The organism is Desulfobacter curvatus DSM 3379 (genome assembly GCF_000373985.1).
GTDB classification, from domain to species: Bacteria; Desulfobacterota; Desulfobacteria; order Desulfobacterales; family Desulfobacteraceae; genus Desulfobacter; species Desulfobacter curvatus.
The window spans coordinates 22,502-42,348 of the sequence record NZ_KB893059.1; the positions used below are offsets into that span (position 1 = coordinate 22,502).

The window sequence follows — 19,847 nt, forward strand, 5'->3', positions numbered from 1 at the left end:
GCCAAGATTGGGGTAGAAATATATAGATGACATATTCAGGCATCATACACAAAGGATGGTTTTCAGAAGTTTGTCCCATGTGGGAGGGTACCGCTGTCTCGTTGAAGGTGGATGAACTTCTTTACAGCAAAAAAAGTCGGTTCCAGCAGATAGATCTGTACCAGACCCGTTCACACGGCCGGATGCTGGTGCTTGACGGCATCATTCAGTTAACGGAACGCGATGAGTTCAGTTACCAGGAAATGATGGCGCATTTGCCCCTGTTTTCCCACCCGAATCCTGAAAATGTGCTTGTCATCGGTGGGGGTGATGGCGGTGTCCTGCGTGAGATTAATCGTCACGATGAGGTCTGCTCAATTGATTTTTGTGAAATTGACGAAGAGGTCATTGAGGTTTCAAAACAATTTTTACCGTCCATGGCCTGTGGGTTCGACGATCCCAGGGTGACTGTCCATATCAAAGACGGCGCTGCCTTTGTCCGGGAACATCCTGGTTGTTATGATGTAATCATTGTTGATTCCTCGGACCCGGTTGGTCCCGGAGAAGTCTTGTTTGAAAATCAGTTCTACCAGGATTTAAAATATGCGCTTAAGCCTGGCGGCCTGATTGCCACCCAGGGTGAATCCTTTTTCCTTCACCCCGACTGGGTTGAAAAATTGATGGGCATTACACGGTCTTTGTTTCCCGTATATGCCTATGCAAATATAATTGTGCCAACATATACAGGCGGTCATATCTGTATGTGTATGGGATCGTTGGGGCCTAAACTTACGGCGCCGGCACGTCCAGTGCCCGAAGTACTTCAGTCTCAACTTAAATACTATAGCATGGAGGTGCACCGTGCGGCCTTTGTGCTTCCCTATTTTGCAGAAAAAATGCTGAAAGGCAAAAGTATATGAGGATAGAGACACTTAATGGGCTTGAGATAAAACTTGTGCGCACAGTACCTGTGGATGAGTTTCAGGCTTTATACCAGGATGCCGGGTGGTGGAAAGACGATTATAAAATATCAGATGCATTCTTACACAGGATTCCTGAAGAATCTGCCTTGTTTGCAGGTGCTTTTTTAGAAAAAAAGCTAATTGGAATGGGACGAGCCCTTTCCGATCTGTGCAGTGATGCTTATATTCAAGACGTGGTTGTGCTGTCCGACTATCAAAAACTTGGTATCGGCAGCATGATTGTAACTTTTTTGATCCAGGAACTTAAAAAAAGGGGCGTGGACTGGATCGGATTAATCGGTGAGCCGGGAACACGTGCGTTTTATGAAAATTTGGGATTCCGGCAAATGAAGGATTATATCCCCTTTAAACTTGAATAACGGCCATGGCCGACCTGGTCTATCGATACCCAGGCTTCAACCCATAATAAAGTATGAAAGTAACATAACAACATATTGGCACTTTCAGGAAGAAGGAAATACAATGATATGTCATAACCAACAATCGGCGGCCTACGATACGCAGCCAATAGTCACCAACAGTGCAGATGATCTTCAGAGTGAACCGAATATACTAAAGCCCGGGAAGTTTGATCTGGAAACCCGTTCCCTGATCCTTGATTTCCTGGGCCATTACCCACCCTGTTCATGTGAGTACAGTTTTGTTAATCTTTTTTGCTGGCAGAACCTGTACCGTTATTCATGGTTTCTTTATGACAACAGTCTGGTTATTCATGACGACCGCAGTCAGACCCTATTTATGCCCATAGGAGAGGATCTGGAACCTGAAGAATTGTTTGCTTTGTCCCAAAAAGCTGTTTCCGCAGGGCTGTCTGGAAACATTGGACTGGTGCCTGAATCTTACGTAGATATCTGGCAGGATCTGGATCGCTATTTCACTATTACCTCTGACCGGGATGCTGCGGATTATGTTTACATGACAGAGGAACTGATCGGGTTAAAAGGAAATAAACTGCATAAGAAAAAAAATCTCATTTCCCAGTTTAAGCGTGCGTACCCGGATTATTCCGTAGTTCCCATAAATGAGGCGGATTGTAAGGGGTTAATGCAGTTTGAACGGCGTTTGCTTGACGGCATGCCTTCTGTTCCCCGCTCTTTGGTCGAAGAATCCGATGCCATGGAAATGGCCTTTTCCCATTGGGACGATTTGGGTTTAAGCGGACTGATGCTTATGGTTCAAAACGAAATTGCAGCGTTTTCTGTTTTCAGTCCTCTATCCTACGATACCTGGGATGTTCATTTTGAAAAAGCCGATGTCTCTTTCAAGGGTGCTGCCCAGATGATTAACTATGAGACCGCCAAGTTTTTAACAGGAACCGCGCGATATATCAACCGGGAACAGGATCTTGGCATACCTGGATTGCGCCAGGCAAAAATGTCATATGTTCCCCATGCGTTGATTGAACCATATTTTTTAGTGCCGAAACTGGGTTTAAGATCCCATTAGCGGTGTGTGAAAGCCATCTTAAAACGCATGTTTTTAAGATGGCTTTTAAAGAGGATCATCCAGCGTCTTTTTTTAAAAAATTCCCCGCTTTAATGAAATGCTGTTTGAAATAAATATTGTTCAGTGAGGCGCGTTTTACCTTGCGTCCTCTGCCCGGGGCATGGACAAATTGCCCTTCACCGATGTAAATCCCTACATGAACAACCCCTCTTCTTCTGGGTACGGAAAAAAAAACCAGGTCTGCAGGTTTTATGTTTCTACGGGAGACTGATGTGCAGTTTTTAAACTGAGATTTGGCTGTTCTTGGTACATGAGTCCCGATTTTTTTGTAGGCATATACCACTAACCCTGAGCAGTCAAAACCTTTGGGCGAAAGACCGCCCCAGCGATAGGGCGCACCCACGGCAGTCACGGCAGTCTGGATAATTGACTGGCGTGCATTGCTGACAGGGGATATCCTGTTGATTTTAGGCTGTGGTTCCGGCCGGGGGGCGGGTGTTTTATGAATGGGTTCATCAGATTGTCCGAGAAGGGCAGCCTGCTCCGTCTGGCCCTCCGGGGCAGTTACTTCAGGCATGCCGCAGCCAAAGCATATCACTACAGATAAAAAAAAGGTCACAAGGGCTCGGGTTGGAAAAGTAAGCTTTAGCACAATGGGCAAATCAATAGGTTGTGGTCGTTAGATTATCAGCGGTTGTCCGTGACGTGGGCATGTGTTATGCGGAAACCTACCGGCTCATCCAATGGTGTCCAGTAGGGTTCCGGTTGTCTCATCATAGGTTTGAATCATTTTGGCGTTGGCTTCAAACCCGTTTTGGGCTTGAATCTGCACAATCATTTCCTCTGCAATGTTTGTATTGGATAATTCCTTTAAGGAGCCGTCTTTTTTTAGGGGATCTTCAACCATCGGTGCGCTTGCCTGGGTTTCGGAGATGGAGGTTTGTACCTGTCCGTTCTCTGCCTCGACATTATATGCTCTGTCTGCCTTAAACGCGTCTGATAGGGAGTTGGCAACATTGTTTGAAGAGACCTGCATCTGGTTTGAAAAAGCCTTTAAAGCTGAAGCATTGTTTTGGACGGTCATATTCATGATTTTTACCTCTGGTTTGTAACGATTGATATGTAATAATATCAAAAATTTATCTTCATAACAACACCTTTTTCAAACAGCGATGTGGAATGAATTTGGGGCCTCCTGGTTGGGTATGCTACCTGTTTTGGTATACGCATCGGAAACCTGCTGCCGGGTATAGTCAGAGACCGCCGGCTCCATTTGCTTGGCCTGTTCATCTGCCATAAGCTGTGTAATTTCTGCCATGGCTTTTGCCGCCTGGGATGCAGCGTTTGATGCGACTTTTAAATCCTGGGAGGATGGCTGGGCAGGAGCTAATGCTGCGGCACGCACCCGCCGCATTTTCTGTAATGTTGCCTCGGGATCCCCAGGTTCGGGAGATGTGTCAATACTGACCTCTCCGCCCACCGCATAATTTTTCCCGTCGGGACCCTTCTGATAGGAAAAGGTGGCACCGGATGTGATATATTCGCTGCCTGCGGCAATATGGGCCATTTCATGCGCCCGGACTTCAGAGTCAGCTTTTTTAAGTTTTTCGACGAGTAGCTTCTCATCCGGGGTAAGCATTGACGCTTCATCGGACGCTGGTGGACGGCCTTCTTTTTGGACAGCCTCATCTTCCTGGGCCTGTGAAGCCGAATCAACTTGTTTTTCACCGTCAGGCCGGGGCAGGGCTTCGTTGCCCCGTGTATCCTGTATTCTGGATCCGGAACCCGGGGACGAAGATATCAGATCAGGTCCCTGTCCAAGGGCGGACTGATATACATAAAAGCTGTTTATTCCTGCAGCCTGAATATCCATGGTGCTTCCCTTAAATGATAGATATCTTTAATATACCAATTGATTCTGAAATTTCAATCGGTTATTTGAATGTATATCAGACGATGGATTCGGCGTTGACAAATGCCGGGAATGCGCGTATTTTAGAGGGATTCATCATGACGTATTGGCGTTACGTCCTGATAGGCTGTAAAAGAAAAGCATAGTGCCAGTTAATTATTAGAAGATTGTATAAAACAGATTTCTGCCGGTTTCAAGGAAAATTTTTTATGAGTCGACAATCTGAGGTGTCAAGGCAGACAAAGGAAACCCGGATAAACATCCGGCTGAATCTGGACGGACAGGGGAAGGCTGAGATCAGCACAGGCATTCCTTTTTTTGATCACATGCTGACAGCATTTACGGTACATGGTTTTTTTGATCTTCGAATTTCAGCCACAGGCGATCTTGACGTAGATTTCCATCATACTGTGGAGGACACCGGCCTTGTTCTAGGTCAGGCGATCCAGGAAGCATTGTCTGAAAAAGGGGGGATCCATCGGTTTGGTGACGCAAGTGTGCCTATGGATGAATCCTTGTCCCGGGTAAATATTGATTTGTCTAACCGGCCTTATCTTGTTTATAATATCCCCAACGGCTTGAAATCCCGGGGGGCTTTTGATGCGTATCTTGCCAAAGAGTTCTTCCAGGCAGTCTGTGTTAAAGGCGGGTTTAATCTGCATATTAATGCCTTGTACGGTGAGAATGAGCACCACGTTCTTGAGTCCATCTTCAAGGCGTTTGGACGCTCTTTGCATACTGCGACCCGGCCGATTTCCCAGGTATCAGGCGCATTATCCACCAAAGGCTGTTTATAGTTCAGTTGCACGATTCGTTGTTGACAGGTCGTATTCACTGCTTATTCTATTTAAATCACATAAAGATTTGAGATTTTGGAGCCTGCACTACCCAAAATGATGATCCCTGAAGAAAAAATTGCAGAGATTTTAGCTGCCTCGGATATATTTGATATTGTTTCCGAGGCAGTTATTTTAAAAAAGTCAGGTAGAAATTTCTTTGGTCTGTGCCCCTTTCACTCCGAAAAGTCGCCTTCTTTTTCCGTTAATCCCGATAAACAGATTTTTCATTGCTTTGGGTGTGGTGTAGGTGGCAATGCCCTGTCGTTTGTCATGAAATATCATGGGATCTCCTTTCCGGAAGCGGCAAAGATGCTGGCCAGAAAATACAATATTATAATTGGGACCCGAAAAATGAGTCCTGAACAGCGCAAAGCCGTTCATATCCGGGAATCTCTTTTTCGTTTGAATAAAAAGGTAATGCAGGCATATACCGGATTCCTGAACGACCCTTTAAAAGGCGGGTCCGCCAGGCAGTATCTTGAACGGCGGGGGACAGATAAACAGATCATTGAACAGTTTCAGCTTGGATTTGCCCCTGATGCCTGGGATGCTATCGTTAATGTTTTAAGGCAAGAGAAAGTTGCTAAAGGGGTTGCGGTCAATTCAGGCCTGGTGCTGGAAAAAAAACAGAAAAATGGATTTTACGACAGATTTAGGAACCGGCTGATGTTCCCCATTTTTGACATCAACATGCAGGTGGCCGGATTCGGCGGCCGGGTCATGGATGACGGCATGCCCAAATATATGAACTCTCCTGAGAGCCCGGTCTACAGTAAAAGTCGGATTCTTTATGGATTGCATGCGGCAAAACAGGCGTGCCGCAGGCAGGGCCAGGTGTTTATTGTGGAAGGTTATTTTGATTTCCTTTCCCTTTATCAGCATGGGATTAAAAATAGTGTGGCAAGCCTTGGTACGGCCTTGACGCGGGAACATGTCAGAATCCTTAAAGGCTATGCAACGACCATGACCTTGGTATTTGACTCTGATGAAGCAGGTATAAAGGCGGCCAAAAGAAGCATTGATATTTTTGTTCAGGAGGGGATTGATACACGGATTTTGGTACTTCCGGGAAACAATGATCCCGACTCCTATGTCATGGCCCATGGCCGGGATGCCTTTCTTGAACTTGCAGATACTGCCAAGACAGTTATGCAGTTTTTGCTGCAGTTGGCCTTAGATACACACGGGACTTCCGTTGAGGGACGTATAAAAGTTCTGGACGAGATGAAGCTGCACCTGGCTATGATCCGGGATTATGCGGTTCGTTCAATCTATGTACGTGAACTTGCTGAAACACTTAATATTGATGAAAAGGCTGTTCTTGAAAAAGTAAAGGATGCCTATGAAAAGCAGGCAAACAGGCTGGCCCGGGGCCCTTTGATTCCTGAGGTAGACGATGCGTCCAAAAGCGTTCTGGAATCAGACCCAAGGGAAAAACAGCTCCTTTCCATGATGCTCCACTGGCCTGAACTGATTTCGGTTGCCGTGGAAAAAAAGGTACTCACTTGCTTTTATTCAAAGCAGCTTAAACGGCTTGGTTGTTTAATCATTGACAGCAAAACGGATACACAAAATATTGTGGGTGCGGCCATGGCCCGGGTTGAAACCGATGAAGACCGGCAGTTGATTGCATCCATGGCTATGGAAGATTATACCGGGGTTCAGGATCCGGCGCAGACGTTCGCTGTCCTGGTCAACCGGGTTATAAAAATAAAAAATAAAACAGACAGAGAAATTGTCAGAGAATTAACAAAAGCAAAAGAGGGCTGTAATGTTGATGTCATTGAGCTGCTCAAACTTAAGCAGCAGCAGATTAAGCAGTTGCATAACAGTTAACTTTAAGCCTTTGGGAGGCATATATGGCAGAAAAGACCGGCAAATCTGAGCAAAATGTGATGATCGGCAAGGAGGAAATGCGAAGGCTCATTAAAAAGGGCGAAGAAACAGGCGTCCTGTCCTTTGCCGAAATCAATGACGCCATTTCGGATGATTTGCAATCCTTTGATCAGATAGATGATATTGTCATTCAGTTTCAGAAACTGGGTATTGAACTGGTTGGTGACAAAGACGAGGATACGTCTGCCATAAAACCAGGAAGGGCCAAAAGCCCCAAAAAGACTTCCCGGTCATCAAAGAGCAGAAGAGCCAAAGGATCCGGATCTCATAAGAGTAATGATGACGAAGACCTTGAAAACGACGTCGATAAGAAAAGTAGCAAGGGAACGCTTTCTTCCGGACGTGAACGGTCCGATATGGAATTTGGCGCGGTTACTGATCCCGTGAAGATGTATCTTAAAGAGATGGGTATGGTAACCCTGCTCAGCCGTGAAGGTGAGATTGAGATCGCTAAAAAAATAGAGGTCGGGGAACGGGATGTTTTACGGGCCATGCTGGATTGTCCTTTGGCGCTGAACACCATTTTTATGTACGGTAAAAAAATGGAAGACAAAGCCATGCGCCCCAAGCATGTACTCCGGGATGTGGATGAGGGAGACGGGGTGGTTGATGAGGTCACCAAACAGGAAAAGTTCCTTGAATCTTTAGCCCGGATAAGAGACTTGCATACGCAAAATCAGTCCTGCCGGGATGAGCTTGAAAACACCAGGAAAGGCACAAAAAAATACAGCAGCCTTGGAGAACAGATTGACTGCAACACAGAAGAGATTTTTGAGCTGCTTAAAAGCTGGCGATTCGAATCCAATGTTATTGATAATATAGAAAAAAGTATCAAAAATACAATAATCTGGTTTAAAACCGTGGACAATCTGCTGGCCAGGTGTGCAAAAACATTTAATGTCCAGCCCAGCACCATGATGAAGCAGACAAAAGACCAGGTTGTGTTTGTTGAATGGGCCACGTCAAGAAGCGAAATTGTTCCTGATCGTGCTGCTCTTATTTTTGATGATATAATGGCGCTATGCGATCAGGTTGCAGAAAAAAAGAACCTGGTCAAAGGCAGTGTGGATGACCTCAACGCAATTGTGCAAGGGATTGAGGTCGGTCGAAAAAAAGCGGATGCCGCAAAGCGTGAACTGGTCCGCGCCAATTTAAGGCTTGTGGTAAGCATTGCCAAAAAATATACCAATAGAGGTCTGCAGTTCCTTGATTTGATCCAGGAAGGCAATATCGGTTTAATGAAGGCTGTGGATAAATTTGAGTATCGCCGGGGATACAAGTTTTCCACTTATGCCACCTGGTGGATCCGCCAGGCCATTACCCGCGCCATTGCGGACCAGGCCAGAACCATCAGGATTCCGGTTCATATGATTGAAACCATTAACAAGCTGATCCGCACCTCCCGGTACCTGGTTCAGGAGATGGGTAAAGAACCTTCACCCGAAGAAATTGCCGAAAAAATGGAAATTCCCATTGATAAGGTCCGGCGGGTATTGAAAATTGCCAAGGAGCCCATTTCCCTTGAAACACCCATTGGTGAAGAAGAAGACAGCCATTTAGGTGATTTCATTGAGGATAAGAAATTTTCCATTCCTTCCGAAGCCGCTATTGATTTAAGCCTTGCCGAACAGACACGTAAAATATTGGCAACGCTGACCCCCCGGGAAGAAAAAGTGTTAAGGATGCGTTTTGGTATTGGAGAAAAGTCGGATCACACATTAGAAGAAGTCGGAAAGGATTTTACCGTAACAAGAGAGCGTATTCGTCAGATTGAAGCCAAGGCCTTGCGTAAGCTTCGTCACCCGACCAGGAGCAAAAAGCTAAAAACATTCATCGAAAATTAACGCTTGACAGTAAACAGGTGTTACTATATATATTGCAAATTTGCTTGCAACGCAGTACCAAAGCGGCTTTCCGGGCCTATAGCTCAGTTTGGCAGAGCCACCGGCTCATAACCGGTCGGTCCCTGGTTCGAATCCAGGTGGGCCCACCAAAGAACTTGTTCATGAATGAGGTCTTAAACAGGAGGGATGCCGGTTGGTATGCTGAAAAGAGGAAAGGATGATCAGGTCATACATGGATATGCCTGTAAAGCAATATAAAATATACTAAATCTGAAGCGTGGAGTGTACTCCACGCTTTTTTATTTTGAGACTTAATAAAACGCATGCCAACGGTAAAACAGATTATTAAAATTGTAGATCAAATTGCGCCTTTTTCTCTGGCTGAATCCTGGGATAATTCAGGGCTTCAGGCAGGTGATCCCGGGTGGCAGGTGTCCAAAATCTTAATTGCCCTGGATGTCACGGATAAGGTGCTGTCCGAAGCGGAAAAGTTGGGGTGTGACATGCTGATTACCCATCATCCCCTGATCATGTCACATGAAAAGCAGATTGATTTTTCCAGGATGCCTGGAAGTGCAGTTCTGACCAGTGCAAGATCCCGGATTGCCATAATTAGTGCCCATACAAACCTGGATAAAGTCCAGGACGGCCTGAACGACTATTTGGCCAAAAAGTTGGGTATTTTTTGCACAGATGTCTTTCTTGCCGATGAAGTGGAAAATGAATCAGCGGGCCAAATTCAAGGTCTTGGCCGCATCGGGCAGCTTGGTGGAACCATGACACTTGAACAACTGGCTTGCCGGATTAAAGAAAAATTGGGAATTCCCCGGGTAAGAATTATTGGTCATCCCGGGAACATGGTATCAACAGCAGCACTATGTTCGGGTTCAGGCGGCTCTTTGACAACTCAATTTTTAAGCTCAGGGATGGATGTATATATTACGGGGGATTTGAAATACCACGAGGCAAGGGATATAGAGTCCCATGGTAAATCCGCCGTCGATGTCGGCCATTTTTCTTCCGAATTCATTGCTGTTGAGCTTTTGAAGAACCTTCTTAGGCAGATGTTCGATGCCGCAAAATATGACATCGTAATTAATACATATGATCAGGAACAAGATCCATTTTTAACCATATGAGGATGTAACACCTTATGTCAAAACCAGATATTGCCACCCTTGTAAAACTTCAGGAGGCTGAGACCCAAATAGTGCGTCTTAAGGACGTACTGTACGAGGTTGAAAAAAAGAAGACCAAACTGGCATCCAGGCTTAAACAGTTTGCCGCAGCGCTTAAAGAAAATGTTGAAGAGCTTGAAATGCTTGAGAAAAATTGCCTTGACATGGAGAATGAAATCAAAATTGTTGATGCGCGTATTATCAAAAGCAATGAAACTCTTCGCAACGTAAGCACCAATAAAGAGTATCAGGTTTTGCTCAGAGAGGTGGATGATAACAAAAAAAGAAAAGATGCCTTAGAGACTGAGCTGTTACAGATCATGGAAGAGCGGGAAAAGTCCCAGGCTATTGTGGACGAAAGCACAAAAGAATATCAGCAGCTTGAAGAACAGATCAAAGCTGAACAGAACCAGATTGAAGAACAAACCATTAAAGACCGCCAGCTACTTGAGGAATATCTTGGAAGCCAGAAAGAAATTGGTACAAGTCTGGATCCTAAACTTTTAGATCGGTTCAAACGTATTTCCAAAATGAACCAGGGATCTGCCGTTGCCCAGGCGCAGGATCAGGTCTGTTTAGGATGTTTTATGAACATTCCACCCCAGTTGTATATTGAAGTTCAGCGAGGAAACCAGTTGATATTCTGCCCCCAGTGCAGCAGAATTTTATATTATGCGAAAAGTTGATACTCTATAACGGCCACGGGCCGTCCTTGGTCTATCTGCACCCAGGCTTCGGCCCACAACGAAAGTTGAAAGATCTGTGTTGGTTACACAGACTTTCTTATATAAAAGAAGAATAATTTTTAATTTCGGTCTGACCGGAACGAACGGTCGCCGGGCGAATTAACGCCGGGAGGAAAGTCCGAACACCGCAGGGCAGGACGCTCCATAACGTGGAGTCACGGTGACGTGAAGGAAAGTGCAACAGAGAGTAGACCGCCCAGCTACTCATTGAGTCGAACAGGTGTATTTAGCACAGCTCACTGTTCGATTGAATGAGTGGCTGGGTAAGGGTGAAACGGTGCGGTAAGAGCGCACCAGTTCCCCGGGTGACCGGGGAAGCTTGGTAAACCCCGTCCGGTGCAAGACCAAATAGAGAGACGCTTAAGGGCTGCCCGTCCAAGTCTCCGGGTAGGTTGCTTGAGATGTATGGCAACATGCATACTAGATGAATGACCGTTGATCTTTTTGCGGGTAACCGCAAGAGGATAACAGAATTCGGCTTACGGGCCGGTCAGACCGAAATTTAAATACTGGATAAATATATATCTATGAATGAAACCTGCGACATATCTTTTAAAGAAAAAGCAAATATTTTTTCATATGAGTATCTTCAATGCATTCTGTTCATTATTGAATTGAATGACGACAGTTATCTTTTTACCAAGAAACTTTGTTCAAAACTGATAATCACCTCCCACATTATGGAGGATTTTCTTGACTTTCACGGTGCAAAAAAGAACAAGGACTGGGTGTTTTACCGTGCAATATCAGCGGCAATTCGACACCTTTCCCTTGCCTGCTATTCCCAGCGTCATACCCTGGACCGGTTTGACTTTTACAATTTCGGGGATCAGAACCACAGTGCCTTTAAACAGGAAGCACTGGATATGCTTCGATTTCTCCAGGATGCCATTCACCAGGCAGCACCCGTTGCCTTGAGGGAGGCAAAACGTTTAGGTATTACCATTCCTGAGTCCGGCTATGACCTGGATTATTTTCCCGGCATTGCCACTGCCAGCCAACTGGAACATAATATTGACGACGCTATGCCCAAAAGCAGTCAGAAAAAAAATTTGACACGAATCTCCAGTCAGTTTCTTGAATTGATAAGGGATTTTGAACAGTTTACCTTTTACGAACGTTATGACCTTAAGACCATTTACAAGCTTGTCCCTGATGTTATCAACGAGGTGGCAATGAGAAGTTATGAAATGCGGGTGCATAATATTCAGTCTTCCTTTGATTCTTATGTCGTCACCACGTTGCAGGCCTCTGATGCTGAACTTTTAAGCCAGTTGCGCAGTCATTTTTCCATCGTATTTCATATTCTTCAGGTTTTAGGGCGTTTACTTCATTTTTATGAGCGTCACCTCTATGATACCGGTTTTAAGCATGTGTATAAAAATATCAGTCTCTCTCTTTCCGACCTTATTGATCCGGATGCTGTTTTGGACCGTGCCATGAATTATTGTCTTTATTATGCAGGCCGTTTTTTGTCCTCAGGCAAGGCTGTGGCCACAAGGGTTTTAAACGAGAATATGGAATCGGATACAATTGAAGTGGGTATCCCCAAAGACAGGGGCTTCCACAGCCGGCCAAGCCTTTTGGTGGCAAAAATCGTCCAGCATTACGGCGGAGAGGTCAAGCTTCATGTGGGAAAAGACCAGTTTGATGCTTCTTCGGTTCTTGATATTCAATGGGCCGGGGGAAAAATTAAAAAAGAGGAGATTGAGACGGTCGTCTTTACCGGAGATTCCAGGGCGTTAAATGATTTGAAAATCCTTTCCGGCGTTAATTACGGTGAAGATCATATGGGCAAGGGTATCCCGTTACCCCGTGAATTGAGTTATTTGATTTAAAATTTATGTCTGACACAGAAAAGAAAGAGACATTTAAAAATATTGCTGTTGTGGTGGCGGGCGGAAAAGGCCTTCGCATGCAGTCTACTGTTAAAAAGCAGTTCATTGATCTTGAAGGCATTCCGGTAATTGTCCGCACGCTTGCCGCCTTTGATACGCACTGCCGGGTTGATGAGATTATTCTGGTGGTTCCTGAACAGGATCTGGATTTTACCCGCAACGATTTTTTGCAAAGATTTTCATTTTCCACACCCTTGCATATTATTAAAGGCGGTGTGACCCGTCAGGATTCCGTGGGCAACGGACTTGATAAAGCGTTAAAAATTTGTGTTCAACCCGAGACAACATTGGTGATGATTCATGACGGGGTGCGGCCTTTTGTGGGCAAAAATCTGATTAACAGGTGCCTTGACGGTGCGTTGAAAACCGGAGCCTGCATTCCGGCTCTTGGTGTCTTTGATACGGTAAAAAGGGTCGATGAAAATGGCAAAATCATTTGCACCCTTGACCGGGATAAACTGTTTCGGGCCCAGACCCCCCAGGTTTTTCGCCTTGATTTGATTGTCAAGGCCGCTTCCCATGCCCAAAATACCGGCTTTTTGGGTACCGACGAAGCGTCGATCTGCGAACATGCGAAAATACCGGTGGCGATGGTGGACGGCGGATCGTTTAATATTAAACTCACCTCTCCCCAGGATTTGATTTTCGCAAGTATAATTATTCAAGCAAAAAAAGAGGCTGAATTAACCGGACACCCGAATCTTTTTTTCAGTTAAAATTTATTATACCGCCTCATTATCAGGATTTCACATTCTGCACGTTGGGGTTTACTTTGTTGCGAAATTATGGCAGATTCAAATGTAAATGGTACGTAAAATCCGTATTTATTATACATTAATCATTCCCGGAGGTGCCTGAAATGGCGGAAAAACCCGCGATCAAGATCGGCTATCTTAAAATCACTGATCATTTCATTCTCGGTGTAACAGCTCGAAAACTACAACAACGTATGGAAACCTTTCAACACTGCACGCTGGAACCCGTGGTTAAAAACGGCTGGAATGAAGTTGCTGATGCGCTTTCCGTAAAATCCTTGGACGGGGCACTGGTTTTGGCTCCGACAGCCATGGATCTTTTCAAGTCTGGTGTTGATCTCAAACTGCTGTTGCTGGCACATAAATCCGGCAGTGTTCTGGTTAAAAACAAAAGAGCTAACATCAATTCTGTTGAGGATTTCGCAGGCAAGACCGTTTTAATTCCGTATCAGCTTTCTATTCATAATATGCTGTTTCACAAGCTGTTATCCGAGAAAGGGTTGAAACCCGGACGCGCTACGGAAAAGGGAATTGATGTCACCCTTGAGGTTGTCGCACCTTTCCAGATGCCCGAAGCCCTTGAATATGACGAAGACGGCGAAATCGGCGGATTTATCGTAGCTGAACCATTTGGCTCCCAGGTTATAGCAGCCGGCCATGGTGAAGAATTTGAACTGTCTAAAAATCTGTGGCCCAAGCATCCCTGCTGTGTTTTCGTCATGCGTACCGAGATTATTGAAAAGAATCCCGAAGCCATTCAGGAAATCTGCACAAGTTTTGTAAGGTCCGGGCTTGCCATAGATGCTCAGCCTGAACCTGCCTCAATTATTGGTGCTGATTTTTTTTCCCAGGACAAGGATATCATCCGGCGGGTGCTTACCGATCCGCCTGACAGGATTCTGACAGGAGAACTTTATCCCCAGAAAGAGGATCTTGATGTGATCCAAAAATATATGATGGATGAAATGAATATTATGACATCTCTCATTGATTTGGATAAATTTGTAGACACGCGTTTTGCCGACGCTGCAGGGGCAAAATAAAGATCCGAATAAGTTGTTAACTTACTTTTATGTGTTGTTCGGAGTTGGCTTGGGTGTTGATATTCATAGCCGGCCCATGGTTGTTATTTTGCAGAATCAATAAAGCCGTATATTTTTTCTATGGCTTTTAAACTCCAGGCCGGTTTCCCGGACAAGGTCGCGACATCGTCTCTGTTGAGGCGATCCGTTGTTTGCTGAGCTGCAAGGCCTTGTTCCTTTAATTCAATAATGATTTTCATGACGGCAGCTTTGTATTTTTTCATATCCTGATCCGGCGAAATATCCGGTTTTATCGAGGCCGTTTCCTTATTAGATACCAGGTTCCAAAGATCATCAACCTGATTGTCAACCTCAATTTCAATCGGGGCCTGTTCTGATTTTTCCTCTATGCCGTTCACAAGCAGCGACAGATCGTCCATGGGTGCCTGGGGCTGTTTAGGTTTTTCAACCAAGGCAGATAGATCATCCAAAGCATCTGTGCGCGCATCACTTTCAGGGTCAATAAGCCTGGACAGATCATCCATCGGCGCTTGGGGTTGTGCCGGTTCATCAATCAGGGCGGATAAATCATCTAAATCCTCACTGGCCTTTTCTCCGGCATGTTCAATCAGTTTGGACAGATCGTCCAGATCTTCAGAGAAGTCCTTTGGGACATCGGAATCCATACCCACAAGGCTGAATAGATCATCTATATCGTCTTCATTGTCATCTTCTTTCTCCATGGAATTAGAAGAAGACAAATCAGGATCAACCAGCTTTGACAAGTCATCCATCTCATTTGATATATTGTTTGTCTCAGGTGCTGACGGCGTTTCTTCCAGCAGGCTTTCAAGGTCGTCAAGGTCGCTGTATGGATCTGATACAGAGTCGATCAATGAGGAGAGGTCATCAATATCTTCCGGTGTCAGTGCTGTTTCATTGACCAGCAAGGACAGATCGTCCATGCAGGCGGAACCGATGTCGCCAAGATCCTCGTGGTCCTGGTCCTTGAACGGGTCTTCCATGGGGACAGGATCTTCAAACAGATACTCATTTTCATCAAAATTGGTATCCGAAAGGTTTTCATCAAGCCCGGGTGATTCTTCCAGGGCAATGTTTTCCAGGGCTCGTCCTGCAATTTTCATGGCCTCCGGCACCGCGCTATGCCGCTGATTCATTGCCTGTAATGCCTGGGCAATGTTTGTCATTGCATCGGCTTTTTTCTCTTCAGCTGCAGCCCGTTTCTCCATTGCATTGGCTTTTCTTTCTTCTATCCGGGCAAGTGATTCCTGGGCTGAAGCAATACGGTCCTGTTTTTCAATATATGCCTGGAACATATCTTTGAACATTGATACAGACTCTAAACCCATTTGAATTGCTCCCTGGTTCTCGTCAGGATATTGTGTTTCTGCTGGGGCTTTTGGCCTTTCCGCCTCCTGTGCAAGGGAGGTCTCAATCTGCTCGGGCAGCATACCCGTATCTATAAATTTTTTGATTTTTAAAAGGGTGGTAACCGCCTGTTCAGTATAATATGTTTCATTGTTGACAATTTGTGTGGTAAGCCAGGGGCTGAATCGATGTAAAATGAACTTTAAAGTGGCCTTACCCATATTCAGTTCATTTATTAGATCCTCAATGGTCAACAGGGTTGAACGGGTCATTATTTCCCTCATTTGCGAAAGTTGATGAAGTTTATTTTTTATTGTTATCATAAAATCAAGGATACCAAAAGCGTTTATAGTAAAGGCGAATAAGGGTACGATAGTATTTGACACCATTTTTTTCGCTTGATATATCTTTTTTAAGTAAACTCTGTCTTTCATATAACAGCCATGGGCTGACCTGGTCTATCAGCACCCAGGCTCAGCCCACAACCAAACAAGAAAGTAATTCAACAACTAAATGAGACTTTCTTATAAAATTCCAACCAAAGATTAGGCAGCACTTGCCGCCTTTGCTGCCCATGGAGGGTAAAATGGTCACTACAACAGATCCTAAGAGCTTTAACCATCACGTCGAAGCCGTTAAAAAGGGGACTCGTATATTTGAAGATGCATTCCAGGGGGTCTCCCGCATGATTCTGGAGGCCGGTATCCGTAAGGTCACGGTCAAGGGAAAGACCACCTACAAGTTTGATTTGTTCAGCGGAGGCAAAAGGCATCTGGTGGGGATGTACGATGAAATCAATTCCTTTGTCTCTTTTGTCAAGGATGCTTCCGAGGGAGGGTCTTCCCGGGAAATGGCTTTTGTTCTGGTGGGTGAGCCGGGGAATGGCAAAACTTTTTTTGTTGAATACCTGTGTGCCCGCTACCGGGAGTTTTTGTCTGTCCCAAAGAACATGAAATATACGTTTCGCTTTAAGAATTTGGACAAGATAGGTGGATATGGAAAGATCAATGTCATTGAATCCCAGACCTATGAGGACCCCATGATCCTTGCCATGAGCTTTAAGGGGAACAAAGAAGCCTCCATGAGTTATCTTTCCAAGGCATTTAAATTCAAGGACAAGGAGATAGAAAGCCTTTATGATCAGTATCGTCCTCTAGGTGCCTGTTCGGCCTACATATGGAATCAGATTCGGGAATATTGTGATGATACCCCTGCACAAATGATGGATTTCATCGAAATTGCCCCGGTACCGTTGATAGAAAGTCTTGGCACGATTACCGGCAAATATCCGGCCAAGGACAAGATCACCTCTTCGGCTGTGGATCTTATGGGTGAAGAGTCCATCCAGCGTCTGCTGCATATTCCGGATTCCAACAATCCATATCGATTTGATCTGCGCCGGGGGGCTTTGGCCCGGGTGGCTGGCGGGGGGATTCATTTTTCCGACGAGATTTACAAAAATAAAAAGGATTTGGTTCAGGTCTATCTTGGCGTGATCCAGAACCGCATGATTGAACTGGATGGTTTTAAATGGCCCATTGACACACTGATCATCGCCACCTCAAATAATTCCGAGTTCAACACTTTTTTAATGGAACGAGAGGAAGCGCCCATTGTTGACCGCTGCCGGATCTGCTATGTGGCCCATAATACGGATTACAAGATACAAAAAACCTTGACCGAATATGCCATCGGCACAGATGTCAAACGTTCCCTTGACCAGGAAGTGCTCCACCAGGATCCAAATCTGAACTATGCCGCATCCGTTGCTGCGGTGTTGACCCGGCTGCCCCGGTCCGACAAACTCACCCCCGTTGAAATTATGAAACTTGCCGCAGGAGAGGTGGCCGGAGAAAAAAGTCTTAAAACCCTGGCTGAACTCATTGATCAACTCAACCAGGATACCGATATTACCAAACGCTTTGGCCAGAAAGGCTTGGGTCAGAGAAATCTTGGCCGGGCCGTGCAGTTGCTTTTGGAATCTTCTGAAACCAATGACGGCAAATGCATGTTTGCCCTAGATATTTTTAACGCTTTGGATCGGGTGGTACTTGATTATGTTCAGGAACCTGCAGACCGGGCCAAGTTCAAGGAGGATTTGAAAATTGCCAGGGGTCTTTACCGTGAACGCATTATGACAGAGATGTTTAATGCCTATATGGATGAACCGTTGGCCATCAAAAAGGATGTGCTCAACTATGTAAACATGATCATTGGTGTGGATGCCGAGCACCTGGGCCCTGATATGATGTGGAAGTATAAGGATCCCCAGACAGGCGAGCTTCGGGCCCTTAAAATTGATGAGCGCTATATTAAGAACGTTGAGGAGCGCTTGGGTCTTAAAACCGAAGAACAGCGGGCCTCCTTTAGAAATTCCATTAGAAAGATATATGGCCAGAAGCTGTCTGTGGATGCCAATTATGATTTCATGGACAATTTGGAACTGGTTAAAGCCATCACCGATGTCCGGCTTAAATCCGACATTGCAGGTGCAGGTTCCTTAATTGGGGCGTTGGCCAACCGCACCAACGAAGAAAATCAAAAACTCTATGACAGAATGATTTACACCATGGATCAGAAGCTTGGATACTGCCCAACTTGTGCCCAGAAGACCATAGAGTATTTCTGCAGCCAGGAAGACGACAAATAGTGTTTGAACGGCTGGGCAACTTTTTGTTCAAACACGGGGTCTTGGTTAGATACTTGGTAATGGCTCACACTGTATAAAAAACAAAGGGGAAGCGTATGGTAACCCTTGATGAATTATTGGAACGGGATCGCCAGCGGGAAGAGGACGGATTCAAGCGTAAAATCCGTATCGGTCGTATTGTCAAACCAGGTACCGGGGGCAAGGAAAAAATTATTGTCGTCCCCACCACCGTGGAGGAGAAGTTTGTCCATGAGGAACCTTCCTTTGACCCGAAAACCGGAGAAGGAGAACCTTCCGGTGGTACCGGAGAAGGGGAAGAGGGCGATATCATCGGTGAACAGCCCGTGCGTCCGGATGAGGGAGAAGGTGAAGGGGAAGGCCAGGGCGCCGGAGAAGGAGAAGGCGAAGGCCAGGGCAGCGAGCATGAATTCGAGTCCAGTGCCTACGAACTCGGCAAGGTGCTGTCCCAGGATTTTCAGCTCCCCAACCTCCAGGACAAAGGCAAAAGGCGGGCCCTGTCCCGCTACACCTATGATCTGACGGATAAACACCGGGGCATGGGCCAGATCCTGGATAAAAAAGCCACATTAAAACAGATTGTTCAGACCAATATTGCCCTTGGCACAATTCCGGATGTCGACGACATAGACCCGGGCCGGTTTATTATTTCCCCCCGGGATCTTGTTTACAGGATTCTGTCCCGGGAAAAAGAGTACGAATCCCAGGCCATGGTCTTTTTCCTAAGAGATTATTCCGGCTCCATGGGCGGCAAGGTAACCGAGGCAGTGGTTTCCCAGCATGTGATGCTCTATTCGTGGCTGCTGTATCAATATGACAGACAGGTGGAAACCCGTTTTATTCTCCATGATACCCAGGCAAAGGAAGTTGAGGATTTTTATAAATATTACTCTTATAAAGTGGCCGGGGGAACCAAGGTGTATACCGCTTTTGAGCTGGTAAATCAAATCGTGGAGAAGGAGAGCCTGGACCGGGACTACAACATCTATGTTTTCCATGGGACCGATGGCGATGACTGGGATAAGGATGGCGTCAATACCCTGAAAGAGATAGAAAAAATGATGCGCTATGCTGCCCGGATAGGTATCTCCATTGTAGAGCATTCCTATGTGGGATCAAGTCAGACCGAAGTTGAAAAATACCTAAGAAAATCCGGATTACTTGAAAAACGTAAGGAACACATCAAGATGGATGTTATGCATGAAGATGTGGATGATACCAGAATTATTCAGGGGATTAAAAATCTGATTTCCTAAAAATAAAGTGCCGGATAAAAAAGAAAGGCAGGGCCT

The 19,847-nt window shown here is 45.5% G+C and carries 17 protein-coding genes, 1 tRNA gene and 1 other RNA gene; 15 read left to right on the forward strand and 4 right to left on the reverse strand.

Annotated elements, in window-relative coordinates; all coding sequences use genetic code 11:
• The first annotated feature begins 26 nt into the window (after positions 1–26).
• The 3 genes from speE (at position 27) to B147_RS0113265 (ending at position 2,408) form a co-directional block, all read left to right on the forward strand.
• Complete coding sequence (gene speE / locus B147_RS0113255) at positions 27–899, forward strand: polyamine aminopropyltransferase (RefSeq protein ID WP_051085667.1); 873 nt, start codon at positions 27–29, stop codon at positions 897–899.
• Positions 896–1,321 (forward strand): GNAT family N-acetyltransferase, encoded by a 426-nt coding sequence (locus B147_RS0113260; protein WP_020587688.1) that lies wholly within the window; start codon positions 896–898, stop codon positions 1,319–1,321. Before speE ends, B147_RS0113260 begins: the two co-directional genes overlap by 4 nt.
• Before the next feature lie 103 nt (positions 1,322–1,424).
• Positions 1,425–2,408: a DUF2156 domain-containing protein gene (locus B147_RS0113265; protein WP_020587689.1), complete on the forward strand. Its 984-nt coding sequence runs from the start codon at positions 1,425–1,427 to the stop codon at positions 2,406–2,408.
• 55 nt (positions 2,409–2,463) lie between these two features.
• Here B147_RS0113265 and B147_RS0113270 read toward each other — a convergent pair whose 3' ends face one another.
• The 3 genes from B147_RS0113270 to B147_RS0113280 all read right to left on the reverse strand — a co-directional run bounded on the left by B147_RS0113270 (position 2,464) and on the right by B147_RS0113280 (position 4,281).
• The gene (locus tag B147_RS0113270) at positions 2,464–2,985 is read right to left on the reverse strand and encodes a C40 family peptidase (RefSeq protein ID WP_020587690.1); all 522 of its coding nucleotides are present in this window, start codon (positions 2,983–2,985) and stop codon (positions 2,464–2,466) included.
• 159 nt (positions 2,986–3,144) lie between these two features.
• Positions 3,145–3,498 (reverse strand): flagellar basal body rod C-terminal domain-containing protein, encoded by a 354-nt coding sequence (locus B147_RS0113275; RefSeq protein WP_020587691.1) that lies wholly within the window; start codon positions 3,496–3,498, stop codon positions 3,145–3,147.
• A gap of 72 nt (positions 3,499–3,570) precedes the next feature.
• Entirely contained in the window at positions 3,571–4,281 is a 711-nt protein-coding gene (locus tag B147_RS0113280; protein WP_020587692.1) for a putative metalloprotease CJM1_0395 family protein, read from the reverse strand.
• A gap of 248 nt (positions 4,282–4,529) precedes the next feature.
• On the opposite strand from B147_RS0113280, the gene hisB reads away from it, so the two are divergent.
• The 10 genes from hisB (at position 4,530) to B147_RS0113325 (ending at position 14,519) form a co-directional block, all read left to right on the forward strand.
• The gene (hisB, locus tag B147_RS0113285; RefSeq protein WP_020587693.1) at positions 4,530–5,117 is read left to right on the forward strand and encodes an imidazoleglycerol-phosphate dehydratase HisB; all 588 of its coding nucleotides are present in this window, start codon (positions 4,530–4,532) and stop codon (positions 5,115–5,117) included.
• Between the two features lie 96 nt (positions 5,118–5,213).
• Positions 5,214–6,995: a DNA primase gene (dnaG, locus tag B147_RS0113290; RefSeq protein ID WP_020587694.1), complete on the forward strand. Its 1,782-nt coding sequence runs from the start codon at positions 5,214–5,216 to the stop codon at positions 6,993–6,995.
• 23 nt (positions 6,996–7,018) lie between these two features.
• Positions 7,019–8,899 (forward strand): RNA polymerase sigma factor RpoD, encoded by a 1,881-nt coding sequence (gene rpoD / locus B147_RS0113295; protein WP_020587695.1) that lies wholly within the window; start codon positions 7,019–7,021, stop codon positions 8,897–8,899.
• 72 nt (positions 8,900–8,971) lie between these two features.
• Positions 8,972–9,048 (forward strand) — tRNA-Ile (locus tag B147_RS0113300).
• Positions 9,049–9,222: 174 nt separating this feature from the next.
• Positions 9,223–10,038 (forward strand): Nif3-like dinuclear metal center hexameric protein, encoded by an 816-nt coding sequence (locus B147_RS0113305; RefSeq protein WP_020587696.1) that lies wholly within the window; start codon positions 9,223–9,225, stop codon positions 10,036–10,038.
• A 14-nt stretch (positions 10,039–10,052) separates the two neighbouring features.
• Positions 10,053–10,763 carry a zinc ribbon domain-containing protein gene (locus tag B147_RS0113310; RefSeq protein ID WP_020587697.1) on the forward strand — a complete coding sequence of 237 codons (711 nt, stop codon included), beginning with the start codon at positions 10,053–10,055 and terminating at the stop codon, positions 10,761–10,763.
• A 130-nt stretch (positions 10,764–10,893) separates the two neighbouring features.
• An RNA gene (rnpB, locus tag B147_RS30300) (RNase P RNA component class A) lies at positions 10,894–11,321 on the forward strand.
• Positions 11,322–11,350: 29 nt separating this feature from the next.
• Positions 11,351–12,661, forward strand: coding sequence for an HPr family phosphocarrier protein (locus B147_RS0113315; RefSeq protein ID WP_020587698.1), 1,311 nt, complete (start codon positions 11,351–11,353; stop codon positions 12,659–12,661).
• Between the two features lie 5 nt (positions 12,662–12,666).
• Positions 12,667–13,437, forward strand: coding sequence for a 2-C-methyl-D-erythritol 4-phosphate cytidylyltransferase (gene ispD, locus B147_RS28330; protein WP_020587699.1), 771 nt, complete (start codon positions 12,667–12,669; stop codon positions 13,435–13,437).
• A 143-nt stretch (positions 13,438–13,580) separates the two neighbouring features.
• Positions 13,581–14,519 (forward strand): ABC transporter substrate-binding protein, encoded by a 939-nt coding sequence (locus B147_RS0113325; protein ID WP_020587700.1) that lies wholly within the window; start codon positions 13,581–13,583, stop codon positions 14,517–14,519.
• Between the two features lie 83 nt (positions 14,520–14,602).
• On the opposite strand, the gene B147_RS0113330 is transcribed toward B147_RS0113325, so the two are convergent.
• On the reverse strand, positions 14,603–16,159 hold the full coding sequence (locus B147_RS0113330) for a MerR family transcriptional regulator (protein WP_020587701.1): 1,557 nt from the start codon (positions 16,157–16,159) through the stop codon (positions 14,603–14,605).
• Positions 16,160–16,473: 314 nt separating this feature from the next.
• Between B147_RS0113330 and B147_RS0113335 the strand changes: the two genes are divergently transcribed.
• Together B147_RS0113335 and B147_RS0113340 are read left to right on the forward strand one after the other, a co-directional pair.
• Positions 16,474–18,537, forward strand: coding sequence for a serine/threonine protein kinase (locus B147_RS0113335; protein WP_020587702.1), 2,064 nt, complete (start codon positions 16,474–16,476; stop codon positions 18,535–18,537).
• A gap of 95 nt (positions 18,538–18,632) precedes the next feature.
• Positions 18,633–19,811, forward strand: a complete 1,179-nt coding sequence (locus B147_RS0113340) for a DUF444 family protein (protein ID WP_020587703.1) — start codon at positions 18,633–18,635, stop codon at positions 19,809–19,811.
• Positions 19,812–19,847 lie beyond the last annotated feature (36 nt).

Bases quoted from the DNA above. Each gene is read 5' to 3' on its own strand.
- speE (WP_051085667.1), top strand. From the start codon at position 27: ATGACATATTCAGGCATCATACACAAAGGATGGTTTTCAGAAGTTTGT.
- B147_RS0113260 (WP_020587688.1), top strand. From the start codon at position 896: ATGAGGATAGAGACACTTAATGGGCTTGAGATAAAACTTGTGCGCACA.
- B147_RS0113265 (WP_020587689.1), top strand. From the start codon at position 1,425: ATGATATGTCATAACCAACAATCGGCGGCCTACGATACGCAGCCAATA.
- B147_RS0113270 (WP_020587690.1), bottom strand. From the start codon at position 2,985: ATGCCTGAAGTAACTGCCCCGGAGGGCCAGACGGAGCAGGCTGCCCTT.
- B147_RS0113275 (WP_020587691.1), bottom strand. From the start codon at position 3,498: ATGAATATGACCGTCCAAAACAATGCTTCAGCTTTAAAGGCTTTTTCA.
- B147_RS0113280 (WP_020587692.1), bottom strand. From the start codon at position 4,281: ATGGATATTCAGGCTGCAGGAATAAACAGCTTTTATGTATATCAGTCC.
- hisB (WP_020587693.1), top strand. From the start codon at position 4,530: ATGAGTCGACAATCTGAGGTGTCAAGGCAGACAAAGGAAACCCGGATA.
- dnaG (WP_020587694.1), top strand. From the start codon at position 5,214: ATGATGATCCCTGAAGAAAAAATTGCAGAGATTTTAGCTGCCTCGGAT.
- rpoD (WP_020587695.1), top strand. From the start codon at position 7,019: ATGGCAGAAAAGACCGGCAAATCTGAGCAAAATGTGATGATCGGCAAG.
- B147_RS0113305 (WP_020587696.1), top strand. From the start codon at position 9,223: ATGCCAACGGTAAAACAGATTATTAAAATTGTAGATCAAATTGCGCCT.
- B147_RS0113310 (WP_020587697.1), top strand. From the start codon at position 10,053: ATGTCAAAACCAGATATTGCCACCCTTGTAAAACTTCAGGAGGCTGAG.
- B147_RS0113315 (WP_020587698.1), top strand. From the start codon at position 11,351: ATGAATGAAACCTGCGACATATCTTTTAAAGAAAAAGCAAATATTTTT.
- ispD (WP_020587699.1), top strand. From the start codon at position 12,667: ATGTCTGACACAGAAAAGAAAGAGACATTTAAAAATATTGCTGTTGTG.
- B147_RS0113325 (WP_020587700.1), top strand. From the start codon at position 13,581: ATGGCGGAAAAACCCGCGATCAAGATCGGCTATCTTAAAATCACTGAT.
- B147_RS0113330 (WP_020587701.1), bottom strand. From the start codon at position 16,159: ATGACCCGTTCAACCCTGTTGACCATTGAGGATCTAATAAATGAACTG.
- B147_RS0113335 (WP_020587702.1), top strand. From the start codon at position 16,474: ATGGTCACTACAACAGATCCTAAGAGCTTTAACCATCACGTCGAAGCC.
- B147_RS0113340 (WP_020587703.1), top strand. From the start codon at position 18,633: ATGGTAACCCTTGATGAATTATTGGAACGGGATCGCCAGCGGGAAGAG.